Below are 22,665 nucleotides of genomic sequence, written 5' to 3'. Positions count from 1 at the left end.
AGTATTATCAATAAGAATATTCAGCTAAACATGGCGCTCTATATTTGGCGCTAATTAGAACAAGGAGAACATCATGGGTGCAGGATCAGGCGTGCGACCACGCGCAGCAAAAAAATCCGGTTTTGTTTATATCAAGCCCGCCAAACGCAAGGCCTCACAGTATGAAGAAATCACCCTTCACACCCAGTGGGACCCCCGCAATTTCGCTTGCGCCGGATGGTTTAACCTCGACAAAAATGGCCAGCCACCTTGGCGTGAAGATGCCACCTTACTAAAGGCCACTGATTGGTGGGAATTTCGTGACCCGAATGCCGAGTGGTTCCGTCCGTTCGTAAAGCGCCAAGCTGATATTGGTCGCTCTATTGAACAGACCATTGCTGGAGCCAAGCGCGCTGATACCTGCGCAGCCTTTGATCCCTCCTGGACCGAGTTTTTACAAACCCACTATGCAGCCTACCGCTTTGCAGAATATGGGCTTTTTCTGGTGCTGTGCCAAGCCCAGCGCGAAGCTGGCTCTGATGTAGTTGCGCAACCGCTAATTTTCCAAAGCGTGGAAAAAGATCGTCACGCTCAAGATATCACCTTGTACTGCATGGAGCTTGAGTCCCAAATCGAAGGCTTTAGCGATGCACGCGCCAAAGATATTTGGATGAATGCACCGGAGTGGCAGGGTTTGCGCAGAGTAACCGAGTATTTACTCGCCTGCCGCGATTGGGGCGAAATTCACTTTGTGGTGAACTGCCTACTAGAACCGCTGGTTTCTTCCCTCATTTGTCGAGATCTGATTTTGCGCAATGCGCCCCGCCACGGCGACGTTATCACCTCGGTTATTGCCCAAGCGGCGGAATCCTGCCGCGAGAACAATGCCGCCAGCACCAAGGCATTCATTGAGCTGCTACTTAAGCAAGCGCCGGAACACAACCTCGCCGTGATCGACAGCTGGCTCAGCACATGGTTGCCACTGGTTGAACAAGCCGCCGAAGATATCACCCCCCTGTTTAGCACCTTGGCCCTCTGCTCAACTGAAGGTAAAGATGCCCTTGCTACCGTTAAAGCCGATTTCTCAGCACTTATGACAGACCTCGGTCTCAACAACAGCGTAGAGGCAGCGGCATGAGCACAATCAAAGCAAACCACACTGTTTCCGCCAAGCTGATGGGTGGCGAAGAAGCTGGCATCATTTGCGACCTGATGGAAGAGCTCTACGAACATGTCGACATCATCGACAGTGGCTCCTACGTTTCGATTGAAACCCAGCAAGAAGAACTGATTTTTGACATGGAAGAAATTGCCGAAGTGATGGGCCACTCTTATTCGGTCTCTAACTTTTTATCCATTCTTGCTACATACAAAGGCTTTATCGAAGTGAACGACGACAACGTCGTAATCCGCGATAACGGCTAAGCAAACTTTACAGGAGCACTCTAATGAAAATAAGTGAAGCTTACGACCGCGTTAAAGCGATTGACTGGGAACCGAGCTATATTACTCCCGAGCAAAAAACTGTCGAAACCACCAAATTCCATATTCACGGCACCAAGCCCAACGACCCCTTTAAAACCTTTGTGCGCGAATACTGCGAGCAAGAGCAAGAAAAAGACGACCGTCACTACGCCCTGCTCGAGGCCGCCGCTCGTTTAAATACTGGTGAGCCCGACGCACGCTGGATGGAAGGCATGAAGTTCGGTCTATCCAATTTGGTGGGTGTAGAATATGCCGCCGCCCGCGCCATGGGCCGCATGGCCAGAACCGTAGCACCGGTTGAGCTACGCCAAGGTTATATGATGCAGATGCTCGACGAGATGCGTCATTCCAATTTAGAAATGAACGTTATTCGCCACCATATGCGTTCTTGGAAAGACCCTGTAGGCTTTGACGTTGCTGCCAAAGCCGGCGCCAGTAGTGTCGGCAGCAGTATTTTTCGCTCTATGGTTGAAGACCTTATTACCAGCGACCCTGTTGAAACCTCGATCGGCCTACAGGTATTTGTAGAGACTGCCTATACCAATTTATTTTTTGTAGGGCTGTCGTCGCACGCCTCTGCCCATGGCGACGATATGCTCGCCTCTACCCTACTTACCATCCAATCTGACGAAGCCCGCCATATGGCAAATGGCTGGTCTACGCTGTCATCGCTATTACAAGATGACCGCAATATACCTATGATCCAAAAGGCCATGGACAAGTGGTCTTGGCGGATTCACTGCAGCTTCGGCCTAGGTAATATGCTGTTTGGCGATTACTTTGTAAGAAAGCGCACCGAATCGGCCAAAGAGATGACCATGCGCTGGGTGTTTGATGACTTCTACGGCGGCTTTTACCAAAAGCTTGAAAAATTCGGCATTAAGCCACCGCCGCATTTAGATGAAATGATTAGCGACCTCGACTGGATGTCGCACTCCGCCGCCATCTATATCTTTGGCGCATGGCCAACGTTCTTCCATCGCTACGATGGTCTTAACGACGACGATTTTGAATGGTTTGAGAAAAAATACCCCGGTTTCTACGAGCATTTTGGTGGCTTCTGGGAAGCCTACGGTAAGTGCACAGACCCAGAAGAGGGCAAACTTATTCTGAAAGAAATGGGTGGCTTACCCAACTTCTGTCAGGTCTGCCAGCGGCCCACGATTTTCCCACGTCCAGACATTAGTCAGCAGCGCGCTATTAAGCTCAAAGATCAAACCTTTATTTTCTGCTCGGACGGCTGCCAAGAGATATTCTTAGAAGAACCCAATCATTATGTGGGTTTTAAAAACTTCTACGACCTCTACGAAGGCAAGGAGCTGTCAGAAATTATTCAAGAGCTGGGCTTTGTTCGCGCAGATGGTAAAACCCTAATGGCCCAGCCCGAGCTAGAGCCAAAACGATTGTGGACATTAGACGATGTGCGCAAGGCCAACTACATCGTTGAGCGGCCACAACCGCCAGCATTTCGTTAATTAACGACCGGCAACGCGGAGGTTATTTCGTGAGTTACACCATTTCATTAGAACCCTTTGGTGTTGATTTTGAATGCGGCGAAGACGAGACTATTCTCGACGCCGCCTTCAAAGCCGGCTTATCCCTTCGCTATGGCTGCAAGCACGGCGGCTGCGGAGGCTGTAAACACCAAATCGCAGAGGGCGAGGTTGATTATAACGACCACGCCACCGCTATTTCGGAAGAAGAACAAGAGGCAGGCATCGCACTCCTATGCTGCGCCTATCCAGAAGAAGATGTCGTTATAAGCCTAGATGACGACTATAAGCTTGACGACCTCACGCCAGAATTCCCCGTGCGGGTTTTTGACGCAAAAATCGCTAACATCAACTTTGTCACCCACGACACCGTGCACCTGCGCCTTGCGAGCAATGGCGGCGACAATTATGGATTTCACCCGGGCCAATACCTGGAGATTCAAGTACCCGGTAGTGACGATTTATGGCGCTGCTACTCGATGGCCAATTTGCCGAATGCCGAGGGCAGCACCGAACTCGTCGTTAAAGTAATTCCTGGCGGCCAGTTTAGTGAATACTTAAAAACCGCAGAAGTAGGCGCAGCAGTGAATTTTCGGGGGCCCTACGGCCAGTTCCAGCTATCGGAAACCCAATCTGAAATCATTCTTATTGCCGGTGGCTCCGGTATGGCGCCAGTCATGTCGATGCTACGCCAATTGGTGGATGAAAAGTCTGAGCGTAAGGTTTCATTTTATTATGGTGCCCGCGCTGTTAAGGATCTGTACTTTGTAGATGAGATAAGGGAATTAGGCGCACAACTGGCTGACTTTCAATTTATTCCCGCCCTATCTGAACCCTCAGCAGAAGACAACTGGACTGGCGAGTGCGGATTTATCACCGACGTCATAGCTCGCAATACCGGTTCGTTGCGTGCTGCAGAAGGCTATTTATGCGGGCCACCGCCGATGATTGATGCGGCAGTAGCGGTATTGAAAGACAAAGGCATGTTCAATAGCCGCATCCGTTTCGACAAGTTTGTACAGAATAGCTAAAGGCTCCTTATATTCACCTCTCGGTAGCGCCACCTCAATCGCGACCCGAGCCTCCTTGGGGATGGTTTTACCATCCCCTTTTTTAATACAACAAATTCAATAAAACCATGCAAATAATATATTCAAAACAACAATAATTACGAGTAAGGATAAAGCAATGATAAATAGCGTACCTACACCGCCCTTCGAACACAGCCTCAATATGAGCATGCAAACGGTAATGACGGTGGGCACTTGGGGACTCACATTATTTTTTGTTATTAAAGCCATAAAAATGTCTCGGCAGCAAAATTCACTGTTGCCGATTTTCATTATATTAGCGGGTGCCGCGGGCAGTATTGCCGAGCCGCTATACGACATCGCCTTTCATTTAATTTGGTATATTCCTGGACAATGGAGTTTATTCACCGCCTTTGGCCTGCCGCAGCCCGTGTGGGTAATGAGTGCCTATATCATCGTATTTTGCGGTCCGGCGCTGTATATCACCGAAATGCTCCACCGCGGTATGAATCGCCAGCAATTTTACAAAACCTTTGCTATTGTTCTCGCCACAACCGCAGTATTTGAAGCCATAGCAATTAACGGCGGCACCTACGCGTATTACGGACCGCAGCCGTTGCGCTTGTTAAATTATCCGGTGTGGGTCGCGATATTAGAAGCCGTTTTTATTATGAGCTTTAGTATCGCCGCCGCACTACTCCGTTGCCACGCCACGAGTAAAAGGCAACACTTATTAGTCTTTGCGCTATTTCCCTGCACATTCTTCTTTGCTAACTTTGGCACCGGCTTTCCAAGCTTAATTGCGCTGAACAGCAGTTCACAGCCGTCAATGGCACTTATTTACGCATGTTTTGCCGTCACATTGTTGCTAGTTGCACTTGCGCTGGAGTTGCTGTGTTTGTGCCTTCCAGCCACAAAAACTCAAAATTTAACCTTGGGCTTAAGCTAGAAGCGATACGTCTATCTTTTGGAGCACCGTTTTGGTCTCAGACCGCTCAATCATTTTGACTAGCGCAGACTGAATAGCCTCATCCTCACGAGCATCGGTTTTACTTACAAACCGCTGCTCCTGAGTCTCGCCGCCCTCCTCCAAGGTAAATAACACCACAACCTCGGTCGCCAGCTCAGTTGTCCGACCAAAATACTCAATCGCAATTTGCGGATAGCCGTGAAAGCCCATTTTTACTTTTTTAGCGATCCGCTTTTTCGACTTATCTAAATTCATATCTCGCTCTACTAAGTGGGGTGTAAATGATGTTAATTCACAGATCGTGATGCCCGTATACTGATACTAACCCGCCCTACCACTTCATTTTATACTCAAATCCCATTGCCACATTATTCACATCGCTGCGCCGGTATTCATTAAGCCGGTACTCAGCAACTGCGTAAAAATTTTCGAAAAGTCGCAGACCCAATTGCGCCTCAGCAACCACCGGATTACTAGGTATTGTAGCGGGTAAATCTTCATTAAAGGTATGGTCTATAAAACCGGCTAAATAGAGGCGCTCACTGAGCCGTGGGAACTTCAGACTAAACGCATGCTCTAGCTGCCAGACGTCCGCTTCGCTGTCGTCGATCTGCAGTGCATGAAGGTTGATAGAATAGCTAAGATGTACAGCCTTAAAAAAAGGCATCAGAAATATCGAGTCACTCAGCCGCCAGCGAACCCCGAAGCGCAAACGGTCATTATCTACACCGCTGCGCAAATTACCCTGTACGGTAAGATCAAGCGGCGCAGTGTCGGTGATCCGCCAACGTAAATTCTGTTCAGTGTAATACGTTGTGGTATCACTTAATTCACTGTCACCAGGCTGATTGCCAATATTAGTCAAACTGAAATAAGAAAATCGATTCGGCAGTGAGGCGGCAATATTTAAGGTAAAGACATTGTCACTATCGACGTCCGCCAAATAGGGATAGAAGTTAAAGTCGAGAAAGCCGCCACTGGTGTTTTTCATCTCAGCAGCTAGTGAAAACACGGGGAGCACCAAGCCGAAGATAATCACGGCTAAAGAGTAAGAACATTTCACTGCACAGACCTCTTAATAATGAGCCAACCTTATAAAGGTAGCCCAATAGAGAATCATTGAGCGGAAATTATCAAACGAAAGATACAGATAATAGCGCCCAAAGCACCTAAGGCAGCTGTAGGCTAGGCCGAACTAGGGAATATTGAAAAAATTAGGCAGCCGACCAATGCTTGTTCATAAAATCGCAAACTTTATTGAGCGCAATACGGCTATCTGGCAGAAATGACATTAATTGCACATCGTGACAGTGGCCAGGCCACAGATCCATTTCAACATCTACACCAGCCGCCTGGGCTTTGGCGACACCCTCGGTAGCAACGTCCCTCAGTAGCTCGGTACTACTGGCCGAGAAGTACATGGGGGGGTAGCCCTCAAATGAGGCGAGCAAGGGCGAAACAGCGGGATCGGTGGTTTGATAGTCGCCAAGATAAAGACTGCGGAAGAACAAAAAACTACTCAAACGGAACAAAGGGTCACGACCTTCATTTTCATAGAAGGACGCGCCGTTTAAGCCCCAATCTCCCGCTGGCGACAATAAGCTCGCTGACGCCGGCAATGGCAAGCCGGCATCCCTTGCCATGGCCAACACCGACAGCACCAAGCCGCCACCAGCAGAGTCGCCGCAAAAAGCTATATCTTTGGCCGCCACGCCCATGTCTAACAGCATGCGATAGGATTCAAAACAATCATCGATCCCCGCGGGGTGAGGGTACTCTGGCGCCAAGCGATAATCAGGCAGTATGCCTACCGCGCCAACATTAACGCACAAGCCCGCCAGCATCGCCCGGTAGGTATGCGGCGAGCGCAAGCAGTAAGCCCCACCATGAAAAAACAATATGTGCCGTCCCTGCCCAGCGGCCTCGACATGGCCTAAAGGCTGAAGAATATCTGCATCACAGTGACTCAGTGACTGAGCGCGTATCAAACACAGTTTTTCCGCCTTGCCTTCGGCCCGTTTATCCAGGCCCGCCATACGCTTGCGTAACACATGCAATTGCGCCTGATTCCAGATTGGCCGCCGAATCAACATCAGTACAAAGTTTAATAGCCGACTGCGGATACTTTGTTTCATGAAAATCCCTTTATTCATTATTGTCAGCTTACAAATATACCACTGCAACGAGACTACGGCACATCAAAGCTTAAAATTGCAGTAACGACAGGGTTTACAAGCTATTTGTGGCTGAAAGCCTCTATTGGGCAAACGATAGACTGCTGGACACAAGCAATGATGAAACGACTACTTCACGCAGCGCCATTCTCTACTGTAAGATCAGCCGGCAAGATAGTAAGCAGTGTCTATAAAGCAAAATACTCTAGGGGAACAATACTGCTAAGATCATCTGTAATACAGGCACAGTCAGTAATATCGCTACTGGATACCACGACTGAAGAAAAGGATTCGGCGGCGCAAGCTTCTCCCTGCTAGCAATTGCCATATAACGATTCACAATATTCAAAATATATACCTCCGACAAAGCAGCCATGCTGTTCGACGAGAAAACTGTATAGCGCGCCACAACGACGCCAAGACATACTGCCAGTATTCGCCGGTACGGGGGTATCCGTAATCTGCATTTTTGCGGACCAAATCACAGCTTTGCTGCTATCCATTGTGCCCGCAAGCGCAAGATGGATGCATTTTTCTGGCCAGCAAAAAATCTAACGCCCAAAATAAGCCATAAAAATAGCAATATTCATTAATACAATCTTTTGGTTTTAATCCCATTAACACGGCAGATCAAAGTAGACAGCGACCGTGTCAGACTCACCCTCACGACAATAGTTCCAAGTTGCCGCCATAAAAACTCAACCCACTAAGCAGGGCCCTTTTACGCTCTTAAAACCAACTCATTATAGAAAAACACTGGGTTGGCCGATTCCCCACGAATATACTAGGCCATATTCGCTTAAGCAGAGCCAAACGCACAACGCCATGCAAGATATTTTAAACGACATCTACACCACCATGCTGAGTCGCACCGATCGCGGCCAAGTTGCCAATTACATTCCGCAGCTAGCCTGTGTCAATCCCGAGCAATTTGCTATCACGGTGGCCCTTCCCGACGGTCAAGTCTTTAGCGCTGGTTGCGCTGAAACCTTGTTTTCGATTCAGAGTATATCCAAGGTCTTCACCCTAACAATTGCCCTTGGCAAACTCGGTGACGCCGTATGGTCGCGGGTGGGCCGCGAGCCCTCTGGCGACCCCTTCAACTCAATTGTGCAGCTGGAACACGAGAACGGCAAACCCCGCAACCCCTTTATAAACGCGGGGGCGATTGCGGTGGTAGACGCCATTATGATGGGCCACCAACCTCGGGAAACCCTTGGCGAGATCTTGCAGTTTGTGCGCTTTCTGGCCAATGATGAAAGCATTGGTATTGATGAAAAAGTGGCGCAATCTGAGCTAACTACTGGCGACCGCAACGCCGCCTTAGCGCATTTTATGGCCGCTTACGGGCGTATGAAGCATCCCGTCGATCAGGTACTGGGCACCTATTTTCACCAATGTGCTATTTCAATGAACTGCCTACAGTTAGCTAAAGCCGGTATGTTCCTCGTCTCTGATGGGGTTAATAAGCACACCGGTATAAGAGTGGTTTCAGCTCAGCGGGCACGCCGAATCAACTCGCTAATGCTGATGTGCGGTCACTACGATGGTTCTGGCGAGTTCGCGTATAGAGTGGGCCTGCCAGGCAAAAGCGGTGTCGGCGGTGGTATTTTGGCTGTGGCGCCAGGCAAAGCCTCGATAGCCGTGTGGTCACCGGGCCTAGACAGTATTGGCAATAGCAAACTGGGCACGGAGGCGCTAGAGATGCTGGTGCAACATACTGGCTGGTCCATCTTTGGCCATTAAGGCCTAGTTCAAACGTAAAAAGCCGGCTTTCGCCGGTCTTTTTACTTAACAGCAACCTATGCACCGAGTTTAAGCCTAGGCTGTAAACACCCCTTAAAATGGCGCTTTGGCGCGACATTTATATTCGCCATTGCGGGTATCAATCTCTATCCAGTCGTCAATTTCACAGAAATCAGCGACTTTAACTTCGGTGCCATTGCTTAACTTAGCCGGTTTCATCACCTTGCCAGAAGTGTCACCTCGCGCAGAACCTTCGGTGTATACAATCTGACGCACAATGGTGGTCGGCAAATCGACAGAAATAACCTTGCCTTCAAAGAACACGGCCTCACAAATATCGGTCATACCGTCGACGATATAAGGCAATACGCTCTCTATATCATCTTCGCTTAGCTCGTACTGATTAAATTCATCGTCCATAAACACATAAACGGAATCGGCAACATAGGAGTAAGTCACCGCAATACGCTCAAGAATAACGGGCTCAACCTTATCTTCAGACTTGAATACAGTCTCAGTGGTAGAACCGCTAAGCAGGTTCTTTAACTTCATTTTCACAATAGCGCTGTTACGACCAGATTTGGTAAACTCAGCTTTCTGGACCATCCACGGCTGGCCGTCGATTAGCATCACGCTATTCGGTTTCATTTCTTGTGCGGTTTTCATACTTGCATCCGGATGAGGATTAATGGGATGCCATCAATTGCGGCTGCGTATCATAACCAGTTTTGATGAAATTGCACTAGCGAATATGCAAGATTTTCACCTTCGGCTAGCCGCGCACTCCAATCTGCTGTATGTCCCGCCAGCACTGGGCTGGCGGCATCATAGCGACGCCAAGATTGCGCCATATTTCGGCCTTCATTCCAATCCATACTAAGGGCACTCAGCACCTCGCTACACGCGCCGTCTAAACAGACACTAAAACGGTCTAAAAAGGCCTGCAATTTGTCGATATGCACCTCATCTTGCTGGGGGTAAATATGCCAAATAAAGGGCCGCGCCGCCCACTGGGCACGAATAAAAGAGTCCTCACCGCGCACAAAATTAAGATCACAAGACCACAGCAAATAGTCATAGTCTTGCTGGCTTAAAAATGGAATCAGCTGCACGGTTAATGCACCGCGCTCGTAGGAGTGGTCTCGACTTATGTGTTCCAGCCCAAAATAGCTCTTTAGCCCAGCGCTTACGCAGCCCTCAGGCACCAAGAGCAAGCTCGGCTGAACACTCTCTGCCAGCGCATCTAGGAGGCTGCTCAGCGCTGAATTCTCATAGCAAAACAGCGAAATCAGGCGATGACCGGATGCTCTTGCAACGCCGATATCGTGCAGAAATGCCTGCTGCGCGGCAATATCACATTGAAAAGCGCGGCGCCGCGCAATAAGGCCTGCCTCTCGCAGCAGACCGCCACTACGGGTACTAAAGCCTGGAAAAAAGAAGTATTTCTGTAACCCCTTACCCTGTGGCGATGGCAGACCATGACAGTCGTCGACCCACGCTTCGGCACTCAAATATTCTAAATTTAGCCACAGTGATGGCCGTTCGCGGCCCTGCATACCCGCGATATAGGCCGGAGGCAATTCGCAGGCAAACGCCTCGATAACCACATCGGCTGCCGCCACTGGCGACCACTGGGCTGCCCAGTAATGAACAGCCACACCCTGTACCTCTTGAACCGCGAGGCTAGCATCCGCGCTCGGGCACAGCCTCACAAAGGCGCCGAGGTCATCCACCCAAAGTCGCACGTCTAAATCATGTTCGGCAGCCAATTGCCGCGCCAAACGCCAGGTCACGCCAATATCACCAAAGTTGTCGATAACGGTGCAAAAAATATCCCAGGTAAAACGCATTCTATGCCCGTGTGGAGAGAGTAATCATCGCGGCGAAGCTCCCTCATTTTGGGGCTAGCTTTGCACTAAGTTGCGGAAACGGCAGTCGCGCTCAATATACAGGCTATTTTCACTATCACGAAGCTGATTCAGTTACGTGATCCAATTCTCAGCCCTGCTGAGAAAACCATTCACGTAAGGCGATATAATCGCTAAACAAACTTTCAGGATCATAGTGTTTACTGCCATCTCGAGCACTGATTGGTGCCAGTGCCGCGCGCAAACGGGCTTGGTCATCTAACAGATACAATCGAAAACCGTGGGCCACGTCATACTCCGCAGTGCCTGCTCCATCAGTTTCATCTACTGTTGCTAGGAAGCTACTCATACCTAAACTTCGCTCAAAAATGAGGGCCTCATCTGCAGACTCTGCCCGTAATCCAATAAAACGAGCATCAAACCACGGCACGTAATTCGCAAGTTTATCGACGGTATCTCGACTGGGATCAATAGTGTAAAAAAGAACGCGTAAATCGCGGTACTCTCCGCTCTTATCAAGGCGTTTTTGAAACTGCGCCAAGCTCGACAACATGGTTGGGCAAATATCTGGGCATTGCGTATAACCATAGCTCACCAGCTGCCACTCCCCCTTTAGGTCAGCGGTATGGACAAGTTCGCCGCGGTGATTACGCAATTCAAAGGCCGCTAGCGCCTGTGGCTCGGCTAAGATCGCGCCGTTTATTTCGGGCGCTTGCTTATGCTGTATATTGAGTACTATTGCCGCAAAGACCACGCTCAGAACAACAACAATAAGCTGTAAATACCGCAATTTTCGGTCAATCAAAGGCGCGGCACTCATGTCCCCCCCGACATAAAGGTAAGTCGGCTAAGAAAGGTGTAATCGGCCTCTATTGCCATGAAAGCAATAAACACAATTATGGTGATAACCGGCAAGCCCAAGGCCAACTTTAGGGTGCTCGGCTCCCAAGCAAAGTGCATAAACACCGATATAATCAGCCCAGCTTTTAAGAACATAAACACCAGTATCAACGTCCAGCGCAAATAGCCGTGAAAGTGAAAATAGTCTACGGCATAGGACATGGAGCTAAGTACAAACAGCAGTATCCACACTTTAAAATACAGGCCAATAGGATGTTGCTGACCCTCGCCATGGCTCGCTGTTTCAGGCTGACCGCTCATGCTGACCTCCTTACCACAAATAGAAGAACGCAAAGATAAAGACCCAAACCAGATCGACAAAATGCCAATACAGCCCCGTTATCTCAACAATTTGAAACCCCTTCTCATCGTAGTGCCCTCTGAGTACTTTAATGGCGACTACCGTTAAATAGATCACCCCGATACTCACGTGCATGCCGTGAAAGCCGGTAATCATAAAGAAGGCCGAACCAAACTGAGCCGCGCCCATGGGGTTGGCCCAGGGCCTGACGCCTTCGTCTAGAATCAGCTTACTCCACTCAAAGGCCTGCATGCCCACAAAGCTGGCACCAAGAATGGCAGTGGCAATCATTAACTTAAAAGTCGCGGCCTTATTGCGCTGGTAGGCGCAGTTCACTGCCATGGCCATGGTGCCACTGCTGGTAATTAGAATAAAAGTCATTATCGCGATGAGTAGCAAAGGAATGTCGGCACCGCCAACGTGCAGGGCAAACACCTCACTGGTCAGCGGCCAGCTGTCGGTCGCCGACATTCGCACATTCATATAGCCAATGAGAAAAACACTGAATATAAAGGTGTCACTGAGCAGAAATATCCACATCATCAGCTTTCCCCAAGAAAGCTTAAACACTTCCCTGTCGGCGCTCCAATCAGTGACTAAACTCTGCCAGTAACTGCTTTTGGTATTTACTGCGGGAGTACTTGCCATAATGTCATCCCAGGCCGCAGGCTGCGGCTATCAATGCATAGGTTTCTGGTGTGCGGGTTAACATAAAAAATAACACCAGCCACAGGCCGAGTAAGTAATGCCAGTACAAGGCGCAAGCCTCTATTGCCGCATGCCGGTTTTGTAGGTAGCCGTCCCGCCGCAAGCTGTTCACAACCCGTCCCAACGCAACGAGGCCGCCAATAAGATGCAAGGCGTGCAAGCCGGTTAAAATGTAAAAATAACTATTGGCAGGATTAGCTGCTACGCCGTAGCCCATACTCTGTAAAAACTGCCACACCGAAATTTGCAGAATGATAAATAGCATCGCCAGCAAAGCACCCGCCGCCAGCGAACACAGTAAGCGCAGACTTTGGTCGCGACGCAGCGCATACACTGCATTCTGCATAGCCACACTCGCCAGCACTAGCACCCCAGAGTTAATCCACAGCCGCCAAGAGTGAGTGAAGGGCTGCCAGGGCTCCCCCGCTAGGGCCAGAAAATCATCGTATTGAGATCGGCTAATGAAGGTGACAAAAAACAGCATAAAAAACACGCTGATAATACCCAGTAAAAACCGCAGCGAGATTTTAACCGCAGGTGTATAAGCAGTGCGCCCCCACTGGGCAGCCGTGCCGTGGGCTTCGGGAAGCCAAGGCTTTTCAGACAATATGCCAAACCAGCTCATTACTCGCCCTCCCCGCTACGCCGACCGCCGGCTTCGTATTCCACATCCTCTTCTGCCACGTGCTGGGGAATAAAATCTTGCTTAGCCCCGGGCACACTGTAGTCGTAGGCCCAGCGGTGCACCGTGGGCAATGCGTCACCCCAGTTGCCGTGTGCCGGCGGCACATCTGGGGTATGCCACTCCAAAGAAGCAACACCCCAAGGATTGCGCACCGAGCGCGGCCCAGAGCGCAAGGTCCAAATCACATTTGCAACAAACACCAGTTGAAATAGAGCAACAATAATCGCCGCAATCGTAATATCTTCATTTAAAACATGGGCCGACTCAGGAATAAACGAGGTGTCGCCCAGCGCGTAGTAGCGCCGCGGCACCCCGAGAAAACCCAAGTAATGCATAGGTAAATAAATAGCGTAGGTACCCAAAAAGGTGCCCCAAAAATGCAGTTTGCCAAGGCCGGTATGCAGTTGCTTGCCGCTAACGAGCGGGAACCAATGGTACAAAGCGGCAAACAAGACCATGATGGGCGACACCCCCATCACCATATGGAAGTGGGCCACCACGAAGAAGGTGTCTGACAGGGGTAAATCCACCACCACATTCCCCAAAAACAGGCCACTTAAGCCACCGTGGGTGAAGGTAAAAATAAAACCAATCGCAAACAGCATCGGCACCGTGAGATGAATATTGCCCTTCCATAGGGTGAGCACCCAGTTATAAACTTTGATCGCGGTAGGCACCGCAATAATTAAGGTGGTGGTGGCAAAGAAAAAACCAAAATAGGGATTCATACCACTTACATACATATGGTGCGCCCACACAATAAAGCTGAGGCCGCCAATGATCACAATTGCCCACACCATCATTCGGTAGCCGAAAATATTTTTGCGGGCGTGCACACTCAGTACGTCGCTCACCATGCCAAAAGCAGGCAAGGCCACGATATACACCTCTGGGTGGCCAAAAAACCAAAACAAATGCTGGAAGAGGATTGGGCTGCCGCCCTCGTGGTTAAGCGGCTCGCCCAAAGAAACGATGGCGGGCATAAAAAAACTCGTACCCAAAGTGGCGTCGAACAACATCATAATGGCGCTAACTAATAGCGCTGGAAACGCCAGCAAGCCGAGAATAGTCGCGGTAAGAATGCCCCAGATCGTTAAGGGCATACGCATCAGTGTCATACCGCGAGTACGAGCCTGAAAAATCGTCGTTACGTAATTCAAACCGCCCATCGTGAAGGCCACAATAAATATCGCCAACGACAGCAGCATGAGCACAATACCGCTGCCAGCACCTGGCGTGCCGGCCAAAATAGATTGCGGCGGATACAGGGTCCAACCTGCCCCCGTCGGCCCACCCAGAACAAAAAAGCTGCTCATTAACACGATGACAGATACCAGATAAAACCAGTAACTGAGCATATTCAAATAGGGAAACACCATATCCCGAGTGCCAACCATCAGCGGTATCAGGTAATTTCCAAATCCGCCGAGTAGCAAAGCGGTAAGCAGGTAAATCACCATAATCATGCCGTGCATGGTGACAAACTGGAGATACGCATCTGGCGTTATAAAATTAAACTGGCCGGGAAAGCCCAACTGCAAGCGCATAAGTACCGACAATAGTAAGGCGATCAAACCGACAAATATCGCGGTAATCGAATACTGAATGGCAATTACCTTATGGTCTTGGCTCCAAATATACTTGCCAATAAATGTTTTGGGATGATGTAAATGGGCTGTCTGATCAGCAATCGCAATATGTGTCATGGTTGTTGCGTCCCCTCAACAATTTGTGCCTCAGCAAGCTGTGTTTGGTAGTGCCCTGGCACCGGCAAGCTAGCGATGTAAGCCAGCAAATCTTGTAAGCGCTCAGGGTTTTGAATGGTGCGAGTCATTAAGCGCATCTGCGACCCATACTGATCTTGGGGATGCTTACCCCGCCAACCCATGCTGAAATATTTAAGCTGATTGTATAAATACCAATCCGCTTGCCCAGCTAACTGCGGCGCCTGTAAAGCCCGAGTACCTTGACCATTAGTGCCGTGACAAACCACGCAGGCCTGAAATACTTGTTCGCCACGCACGGCATCGCCAGCCAAGGTCGGAGGCGCAGCTATCGCTGGCAGACTCTCGATATAGGCTAAAAGATTGCGAAGGTCGCGGGGCGCTGTCACTGATTTTGCCATCGCCGCCATTTGTTGGCCGCCGCTGTCTGCTGGGTGAGCACCCCTTATTCCCTCGCGGTAGTAGCGTAATTGGCGCTCCATATACCACGGTTCTAAACCACTTAAGTTGGGTGCTTGCATGGCCGCTAAACCACCGCCATCCACGCCGTGGCACGCCGAGCAGGTGGCGTATAATTTTTTGCCTGCCACTAAATCAATATCGTAGTTACGCTGGGTTTGGGCAAAGCTCGGCTGACGACTTAGCCACTGCAGATATGCAGCCTCCTCCTCAACGATCACCTGAGCGCGCATGGTGAAATGGGCTACCCCACACAGCTCCTCACAGAGAATATCGAAGCTCCCTGTGCGACTGGGCTCAAACCACTGATAGGTCACCGTGCCTGGCACCAAATCCATTTTGATACGGAACTGGGGCACCGCAAAATTGTGTAACACATCGTTAGATCGCAACAGCAGCTTTACTGGCTTACCTACTGGCAAATGTAATTGATGACTGTTTACAATTAGATCATCTTGGCTATTGGGGTCTTCGGGATCAATTCCATAAGGATTATGAGCCGTGACAAAGCGCGCGTCTGCCCCGCCCAGCTCGCCGTCTGGCCCTGGGAAGCGAAACGTCCACTGCCACTGCTGACCAATCGCCTCTACATTGGTGGCCTCACTCGGCACATTCACCACTTTGGCCCACGCAATTAACCCAGGAGTGAGCATGGCGATAACGCCAATGGCGGTGAGTATCGTTAACCAACTCTCTAGTTTTTTACTTTCTGGCTCGTAATGTGCTTTGTGCTTACCGGTATGCTTATAGCGCCAGACAACCCACGCCAAAAAACAGTTAACCGCGATAAAAACGAGGCCGGTAATCCAAAAGGAAATTTCAATGGTAGTGTCGATGGCGCCCCAATTTGAGGCTATGGGAGTCAGCCACCATGGGCTATAGAGATGGAATACAACGGTGATAACCACCAGAGCTAAAATAATCAGAGCTATTACCATGACGCATCCCTTATCGAGTTCATCAGGTATCAGTAAAACCTAGGCGTTGCAGCCAGACTGCGTTTACCGCATCCCATTTCTTCAAAGCAGCAGCCGTTACACGACTGTATTATTTTTCTATCTGCGAATCCGCTGCTCTGTTAAAACGACAGGTGATACAAGCTTTCTACGATTGGGATAAGCAGCGATGCTGTACCCGGTCCTGCCCGACAATTATTTGATCAGCAACGATTTATCGCACTGTAAGCATAGCGCTAAGTTTTAGATTTACCACCGCACTAGCATTACCTTTATTTTTATGACTATAAATGTAAATACCAAAAGCTCCCTGCCGCACAGCTAATTTGGAATTGCTAACTAAACTAAACTAAATCAATTCTCAATGATTTAAAATTCTCAAAATAATAATAGAGTTCGCATCAGCCAGATCCCAAACATCAGATCCGTATTGCGAAAGCCCTAAAAAAAGATAACTAACACAATAAAAACAATAACTTAATAGCCAAAAAAACATACACTCACTAATCCACGCTAATATAAATTCACTACTACACCATAATTTATTAGCTTAAAACGGTATAAACACACGCGGCGATCGCATGCCAAGCTACGCATTACTGTAAGAATTGGCCATCATGCGAAATTAAATTTTGAAGGGGTAGAAATTAGGCGCACCTCACGTCAGAAACCCGCCGTAGGAAGCCGCGTCAAACCAAATCGGCTAAATCCTGCAAGGGTTGCGGCCGGCCATGCAAGTGACCCTGCGCGAAGTCGACACCAAGACTTTTAAGCTGATCCATTATTTCCTGACGCTCAACAAACTCGGCAATGGTTTTTTTACCAAGTACATGACTTATATCGTTAATGGAGCGCACCATGGCTTTATGCACTGGATTTTTATCCATATCGTGCACAAAAAGCCCATCGATCTTCACAAAATCAACGGGTAGTTCTTGGAGGTAACCAAACGATGACATTCCAGTGCCAAAATCATCTAAAGCAAACTTTCCACCTAATTCATGCACACTGTGAATAAAGCGAGTGACCGCCGAAAAATTGGTTATCGCGACCGTCTCGGTAATTTCAAAACAAATAATCTTTGGATTAATAGTACTGCGCCGTAAACAGCGATAGACAAACTCAAGAAAGGGTTCTTGGCAGAGCGATTGCCCAGATATATTAATAGAGAACATAACGTTGCTACTATTCAATTCTGGATTCCGCTGCACATAATTAAAAAAACTCTTAATTACCCAGCGATCTATTTGAGGCATCAAGCCAAAGCGCTCAGCTGCAGGCATAAACTGACCTGGGCTTAAAATTTCACCGTTGTAACGCATTCTGACCAGCAGTTCATTATAGATGGTCGTATTTTTATCTTCGTCAATTAAGGGCAGTATTTGCTCAGTCACCAAACAAAAATCGTCTGCGGCCAAGGCCTTATTAATACGATGAACCCAATCCATGTCGTCGTGTAAGCGACTGAGCTTTTTATCTTTCACATCGTAAACATGAACTCGCCCACGCCCTTCTTCCTTCGCCGAGTACATCGCCACATCAGCTTGACTCATCACGCTGGCGCGGTCTTGGCTGAATTCATCAATCAAAACGACGCCAATACTAATGGATACCCGGTGGGCGATACCGCTCCACATAAAGGTCATCCGCTTTACCGCCTTTAGCAATCGGGTCGCGACGGAGCGAGCTTCAAAAGTATCGATATTACTTAGTAATATACCAAACTCATCACCGCCCAGACGGCACAAAATATCGCCAATAAACAGCTCTGTGCGCAAGCAATCTGCAATCGCCTTAATTAAATTGTCGCCCGAGACGTGACCGCTGGTATCGTTAATTAGCTTAAACTGGTCAATATCAATATATAACAGCGAATGGGTGCGCGAACTTGTTGCCGCATCGTTGACTAAATTCTCCAATCGCCGTTCAAACTCACGACGCCCCATCAACTCAGTCAGAGGGTCTAAATCGCTTTCCCCATCGCCGTAAAGTATTTCTTGGGTCGCTGCCGCTATAGCAACGCTGTAACCAATAGGCGTTTTTTCGCTATCGAAAACCGACGACACCGACGCCAAATAGCGAGTTTCGCTCCGCGACTGAAAATGCACTAACAATGCCTTTGCATTATTAATATTTTCCGCTAACTGCTCATTCAGCAGTCGTCCACTATGTACACACACAAAGGGAAATACAGCACTGAAACGTTTACCTAACAAATCCTCTAAAGCGATATTCGTCAAGGTCTGACTGGCCGCATTAGCGTAGGTAATCTTCCCTTCAAAATCGACACAGATAAGACTGTGCACTAGGCTATCAAGAACCCACTCCGCACGCATATCTTTAGCCTATTCCGCCAAGGGGATAGTAAAATAAAACGTAGAGCCTTTGCCCAGCTCCGACTCCAACCAAATTTTACCACCGTGCCAACGAACTATTTTTTCGCAAATCGCCAAGCCAACACCGGTTTCTCTTGCGCCGTCTTCGCCACTGTCGCGGTGAAACAAATTAAATAAACCACTGTGATGTTCAGGCGCTATACCAATACCGGTATCACTTATTGAAAACACCCAATTACGCTCATGGGTCGTGGCATTAATGTAAATTTCGGGGGGTGAATCGGCAGAAAATTGAATAGCGTTGCTGATCAAATTTTGGAATATTTGAACCAATTGCCGACGGCAGGCAAATACCGTTGGCAAAGTTTCACAGTGTAGATTAGCGTGGCTAGACTCGAATTCACTGTCCAAATTCATTAGTACATCACTAACCACTGAGTTGCAGTCAACCATTTCACGGCTTTCATTAAAGCGACCTACCGATGTTAACGCGACCAATTTATTTAAGGCCGACTGCATAGCATAGACGTTATCACGAATTTCTAAAAACTCTTCAGCTAGGCCAGGCGCCTCCAGATCTTGGCTACGCGCGCCAATCTTACGCATGGCGCCAACGACGTGATTTAAAGGCATTTGCAAATCGCGAGCCGCTAAATGAGAAAGCTGTTCAATTTCGTTTACTAACCCAATTAACTGGTGGCGACTGCGCGCCAAGGCGATTAAATCTCGGTATGACGACAAAGCCGTATAAATAACTGAAAATAAGCGATCTTGGGTCAGCTCAGTTTTAGCGCGATAATCATTAATATCATAAACTTTTAAGACTCTACGTTCCGGCGCCAAACCGGGTTGGCCAGTACGTAAAATAATACGCACGAAATGATTGCCAAGTTCTTGGCGAATAAAGCGCGCTACTTCTAAACCCGCGTCGTCAGTTTCCATGACAACATCGAGAAGAATAATAGCTGTATCGGGATTCTCCTGTATAACTTGCCGAGCCTGTTCACCAGAATACGCGCTGACAAACTCCAGATGACGGCCACCAAAGCTAAAATCATGCAGCGCCAAGCGCGTTACCACGTGAATCTCTTCCTCATCATCGACGATTAGCACTTTCCATGCGTTTTTAGCTGTCGTCGCCGAATCCTGTGTCAGCATCGTGGTTTGCTCGCTAGCCAGAATAAGCTCATCATTACCTGCCGTTTTGTCCGATATTTTCTTACTTTGACCATTAATCATGCTCGTTCGACTCCAGCAAGGCGATGGTTTCATGCGCGATAGCTACGTTTTTAACAAATAACTCAATCATTGCAATATCAGGCACCGAAAACACATCTTTTGCAGATACATATAGCAACTGTTCTACACCGGACTCAGTAACATAATAACTTACCCAGTAGTTTTCGCCATAATTGCTGCTACGCGTGCTAATTGCTTTTTTAATCCGCTCCGCAATCTCCTTTTCTAAGCGTGCTATTTCGACCGATCCTATGAATTCGGAATAGCATCCCGTTGCCGCCAATACATTGAGGCTGTCGCGGTCGGTACTAACGAGCATTCCGCAAGGCTGGACCAACATGGCATCTTTATTGAGATAAAGCAGAGCGGTTAACTGTTGCAGTACCCCTTCTGCAAAGGCATTCATATTGCGACGCACAAATATGTCGGCTGACGCCTCAATTACCTTAAGCAGCCCTAGTCGGTTATTCTCAAGGGCAATTAAATCTCGGTAAGAACACAAGCTGGTGTATACCGTTGAAAACAGCTTTTGCCGAGTTAACTCGGTTTTCTCTTTATAATCGTTAATATCATACTGGGTAATCACCTCCAACTCGGGCGCCTGCCCAGGTTGGCCGGTGCGCAACACAATACGAACAAATTTGTTCTTCAAGTCACGGCGAATATAGTGCACCAAATCTAAGCCCGCATGGTCGGTTTCCATCACTACGTCTAGTAAGATTAAGGCTATATCATCATGCTGACTAAGGTGTTGCCTAGCCTCCTCAGCCGAATAAGCATTGATAAAACTTAATCCGCGCCCGGCAAGTTCAAAACCGTCTAAAGCCAGCCGTGTTACCGCGTGCACAACTTTTTCATCGTCCACAACCAGCAATTTCCATGGCTTTAAACCAGGGATCAAGGCTTGGTTCGTCGGCTCTGCGGCCAAATTCAGACTGTCATTATCACTTGCGGGGCGATCAAACGTGCTCATAAAAACCTACCTTGGCAACATCCGGGGGAAAGTAAAGGTTGATTGATGTCCCCTTCCCTTCCTCACTGTCAATTTTTATTTTTCCACATAGCTGCTGTGTCACCAGATTATACACAATATGTAAGCCTAGACCGCTGCCGCCACGACCTCGCCGAGTTGTGAAAAACGGATCACACACTCTCGACAAATTCTCTAAGGGAATACCAACACCATCATCGCTAAATTGAAGATTGATTTCACCGCCAGCTAAAACCTGAATTTTCAAACTTAAGTGGCCGGTCTCTCCCTCAGGGTAAGCATGGTGTATCGCGTTCATCACCAAGTTTGTCACAATTTGTGACAGTGCACCGGGGTAAGAGCAAATAAATATGTCATCTTCGCATTCTAAGTGACACTCTAAGCCCGCTTTCCGAATTTGGGGGTTAACGCTGAGCAGCACTTCGTTGACATAGGCTTTAATATTAAAACGCCGGACGTCGCTACTACTTTGATCAACCGCTACTAGCTTAAAGCTCTGGATCAAGCCCGCTGCACGCTCCAAGTTACCCAAAATCATTTGACTTGCCGCGGCGGTCTGCTCCCAATACAACTGCAACGCAGACTGGGTTAGATCACCTTGCTGGTAGCGCTTTTGCACTTCGTCAGTATTTGCCTTTAAGGTCGACGCAGCTGTCACACCAACCCCTATCGGCGTATTTATCTCGTGGGCAACACCCGCAACTAAGGCGCCAAGAGAAGCCATTTTTTCAGTATTAATTAGCTGCTGCTGAGTTTGCTTTAATCTCTGCAAGGTGCCATTTAGCTCGCGATTACTGACATCGACCTCACAGACCCGAAGCTCTAATTCACGTCGCGCGCTCAGTACCTCGCGATCTCGGCGCTCGACATTCGCAATCATGTCGTTGAAGTTATCGTAAAGCTCGCCAAATTCATCATTTGCAAATTTCTCAGCGCGAATACTGTAATCTTGATTACGCCTAACCACGCCGATCACTTCAAGGAGACTATAAATAGGCATTAGTAACTGTTTGCGCACCCAAGACGAAAACAAAAAGGCGAGCAGCACACTCAGCAGTACAATCAAGCCTAGCACCCACCAGCTCGATTGCAGATAGAGATTAAGGCACTGGCTTGAACTGCGCATTACAATGTGCAGCGGCGCATGACCATCTCTATCAATACTGTAGATCAGATCCTCCTCCGCCAAGCTAGCCGCATTCGGGAGTGTCGACGAGCATTTAACGTCGCTGGGCTGTGCATGATATTCAAACATCAGAGTTGCGGTAGTCTCACCGGAGTAAGCACATACCCGACTTATATCACTGTCAACGCCTAGCCCTTGCCGCACAACAGCAACATTTTCGCTACTTGCATTTGCCAAAAACTGGGCCATTAGATTAGCAACCACAGCGTACTTTTGTTGTCGGCTCTTGTGCGCCGCGTTTACCGCGAGCATCGTGCACAAACTGATGCTCAGCACACCAATAAGCATACAGCTAGCGACCATAGACCAAGCGAGCTTGCGATCAAAAGCAATGGAGCTAAAATAGCCGCGCAACTTAGTTGCCATGCCTATAGAACCCCATTACTACCTCCTCAGACCCCGCGTTTGCCTGCGAAGAACCCACATATTAGCCG

At 48.6% G+C, this 22,665-nt stretch carries 21 protein-coding genes; 6 read left to right on the top strand and 15 right to left on the bottom strand.

Annotated features, from left to right (window positions below; genetic code table 11):
* Positions 1 to 73: 73 nt before the first annotated feature.
* The 5 genes from AB4876_RS09885 (at position 74) to AB4876_RS09865 (ending at position 4,937) form a co-directional block, all read left to right on the top strand.
* A complete protein-coding gene (locus AB4876_RS09885) occupies positions 74 to 1,117 on the top strand; it encodes a ferritin family protein (protein ID WP_368381492.1) in 1,044 nt (347 codons plus the stop codon).
* Positions 1,114 to 1,404: an MmoB/DmpM family protein gene (locus AB4876_RS09880; RefSeq protein WP_368381491.1), complete on the top strand. Its 291-nt coding sequence runs from the start codon at positions 1,114 to 1,116 to the stop codon at positions 1,402 to 1,404. The genes AB4876_RS09885 and AB4876_RS09880 overlap by 4 nt, the downstream gene beginning before the upstream one ends.
* Before the next feature lie 23 nt (positions 1,405 to 1,427).
* Positions 1,428 to 2,939, top strand: a complete 1,512-nt coding sequence (locus AB4876_RS09875; RefSeq protein WP_368381490.1) for a ferritin family protein — start codon at positions 1,428 to 1,430, stop codon at positions 2,937 to 2,939.
* Between the two features lie 29 nt (positions 2,940 to 2,968).
* Positions 2,969 to 3,988, top strand: a complete 1,020-nt coding sequence (locus AB4876_RS09870) for an FAD-binding oxidoreductase (RefSeq protein ID WP_368381488.1) — start codon at positions 2,969 to 2,971, stop codon at positions 3,986 to 3,988.
* A gap of 157 nt (positions 3,989 to 4,145) precedes the next feature.
* Entirely contained in the window at positions 4,146 to 4,937 is a 792-nt protein-coding gene (locus AB4876_RS09865) for a hypothetical protein (protein ID WP_368381487.1), read from the top strand.
* Here AB4876_RS09865 and AB4876_RS09860 read toward each other — a convergent pair.
* The 3 genes from AB4876_RS09860 to AB4876_RS09850 form a co-directional block, all read right to left on the bottom strand.
* Positions 4,929 to 5,213: a hypothetical protein gene (locus AB4876_RS09860; protein ID WP_368381485.1), complete on the bottom strand. Its 285-nt coding sequence runs from the start codon at positions 5,211 to 5,213 to the stop codon at positions 4,929 to 4,931. The genes AB4876_RS09865 and AB4876_RS09860 overlap by 9 nt on opposite strands.
* Before the next feature lie 76 nt (positions 5,214 to 5,289).
* Entirely contained in the window at positions 5,290 to 6,021 is a 732-nt protein-coding gene (locus AB4876_RS09855; RefSeq protein WP_368381484.1) for a hypothetical protein, read from the bottom strand.
* Positions 6,022 to 6,172: 151 nt separating this feature from the next.
* Positions 6,173 to 7,093 carry an alpha/beta hydrolase gene (locus AB4876_RS09850; RefSeq protein ID WP_368381483.1) on the bottom strand — a complete coding sequence of 307 codons (921 nt, stop codon included), beginning with the start codon at positions 7,091 to 7,093 and terminating at the stop codon, positions 6,173 to 6,175.
* An 864-nt stretch (positions 7,094 to 7,957) separates the two neighbouring features.
* Between AB4876_RS09850 and AB4876_RS09845 the strand changes: the two genes are divergently transcribed.
* Positions 7,958 to 8,878 (top strand): glutaminase, encoded by a 921-nt coding sequence (locus tag AB4876_RS09845; RefSeq protein WP_368381482.1) that lies wholly within the window; start codon positions 7,958 to 7,960, stop codon positions 8,876 to 8,878.
* A gap of 93 nt (positions 8,879 to 8,971) precedes the next feature.
* Here the strand turns inward: AB4876_RS09845 and efp are convergent, their stop codons facing one another.
* The 12 genes from efp to AB4876_RS09785 form a co-directional block, all read right to left on the bottom strand.
* Positions 8,972 to 9,544 carry an elongation factor P gene (gene efp, locus AB4876_RS09840; RefSeq protein WP_368381481.1) on the bottom strand — a complete coding sequence of 191 codons (573 nt, stop codon included), beginning with the start codon at positions 9,542 to 9,544 and terminating at the stop codon, positions 8,972 to 8,974.
* 50 nt (positions 9,545 to 9,594) lie between these two features.
* Complete coding sequence (gene earP, locus AB4876_RS09835; RefSeq protein WP_368381480.1) at positions 9,595 to 10,728, bottom strand: elongation factor P maturation arginine rhamnosyltransferase EarP; 1,134 nt, start codon at positions 10,726 to 10,728, stop codon at positions 9,595 to 9,597.
* 148 nt (positions 10,729 to 10,876) lie between these two features.
* Positions 10,877 to 11,566: an SCO family protein gene (locus AB4876_RS09830; protein WP_368381479.1), complete on the bottom strand. Its 690-nt coding sequence runs from the start codon at positions 11,564 to 11,566 to the stop codon at positions 10,877 to 10,879.
* Complete coding sequence (locus AB4876_RS09825; protein WP_368381478.1) at positions 11,563 to 11,907, bottom strand: cytochrome C oxidase subunit IV family protein; 345 nt, start codon at positions 11,905 to 11,907, stop codon at positions 11,563 to 11,565. Before AB4876_RS09825 ends, AB4876_RS09830 begins: the two co-directional genes overlap by 4 nt.
* 10 nt (positions 11,908 to 11,917) lie before the next feature.
* Complete coding sequence (locus tag AB4876_RS09820; protein WP_368381477.1) at positions 11,918 to 12,595, bottom strand: heme-copper oxidase subunit III family protein; 678 nt, start codon at positions 12,593 to 12,595, stop codon at positions 11,918 to 11,920.
* A gap of 4 nt (positions 12,596 to 12,599) precedes the next feature.
* Entirely contained in the window at positions 12,600 to 13,280 is a 681-nt protein-coding gene (locus AB4876_RS09815; protein ID WP_368381476.1) for a cytochrome c oxidase subunit 3, read from the bottom strand.
* Positions 13,280 to 15,046 (bottom strand): cytochrome c oxidase subunit I, encoded by a 1,767-nt coding sequence (locus AB4876_RS09810; RefSeq protein ID WP_368381475.1) that lies wholly within the window; start codon positions 15,044 to 15,046, stop codon positions 13,280 to 13,282. The genes AB4876_RS09815 and AB4876_RS09810 overlap by 1 nt, the downstream gene beginning before the upstream one ends.
* Positions 15,043 to 16,461, bottom strand: a complete 1,419-nt coding sequence (locus AB4876_RS09805; RefSeq protein WP_368381474.1) for a c-type cytochrome — start codon at positions 16,459 to 16,461, stop codon at positions 15,043 to 15,045. The genes AB4876_RS09810 and AB4876_RS09805 overlap by 4 nt, the downstream gene beginning before the upstream one ends.
* 707 nt (positions 16,462 to 17,168) lie before the next feature.
* Positions 17,169 to 18,815: a putative bifunctional diguanylate cyclase/phosphodiesterase gene (locus AB4876_RS09800; protein ID WP_368381473.1), complete on the bottom strand. Its 1,647-nt coding sequence runs from the start codon at positions 18,813 to 18,815 to the stop codon at positions 17,169 to 17,171.
* Positions 18,816 to 18,824: 9 nt separating this feature from the next.
* A complete protein-coding gene (locus AB4876_RS09795) occupies positions 18,825 to 20,054 on the bottom strand; it encodes a sensor histidine kinase (RefSeq protein WP_368381472.1) in 1,230 nt (409 codons plus the stop codon).
* On the bottom strand, positions 20,047 to 21,027 hold the full coding sequence (locus AB4876_RS09790) for a DUF3369 domain-containing protein (protein WP_368381471.1): 981 nt from the start codon (positions 21,025 to 21,027) through the stop codon (positions 20,047 to 20,049). The genes AB4876_RS09795 and AB4876_RS09790 overlap by 8 nt, the downstream gene beginning before the upstream one ends.
* Positions 21,014 to 22,597 (bottom strand): sensor histidine kinase, encoded by a 1,584-nt coding sequence (locus AB4876_RS09785; RefSeq protein WP_368381470.1) that lies wholly within the window; start codon positions 22,595 to 22,597, stop codon positions 21,014 to 21,016. The genes AB4876_RS09790 and AB4876_RS09785 overlap by 14 nt, the downstream gene beginning before the upstream one ends.
* Positions 22,598 to 22,665 lie beyond the last annotated feature (68 nt).

It is taken from the genome of Zhongshania guokunii (assembly GCF_040892635.1).
Classification (GTDB): Bacteria; Pseudomonadota; Gammaproteobacteria; order Pseudomonadales; family Spongiibacteraceae; genus Spongiibacter; species Spongiibacter guokunii.
This window is presented reverse-complemented; position numbering and strand designations above follow the sequence as displayed.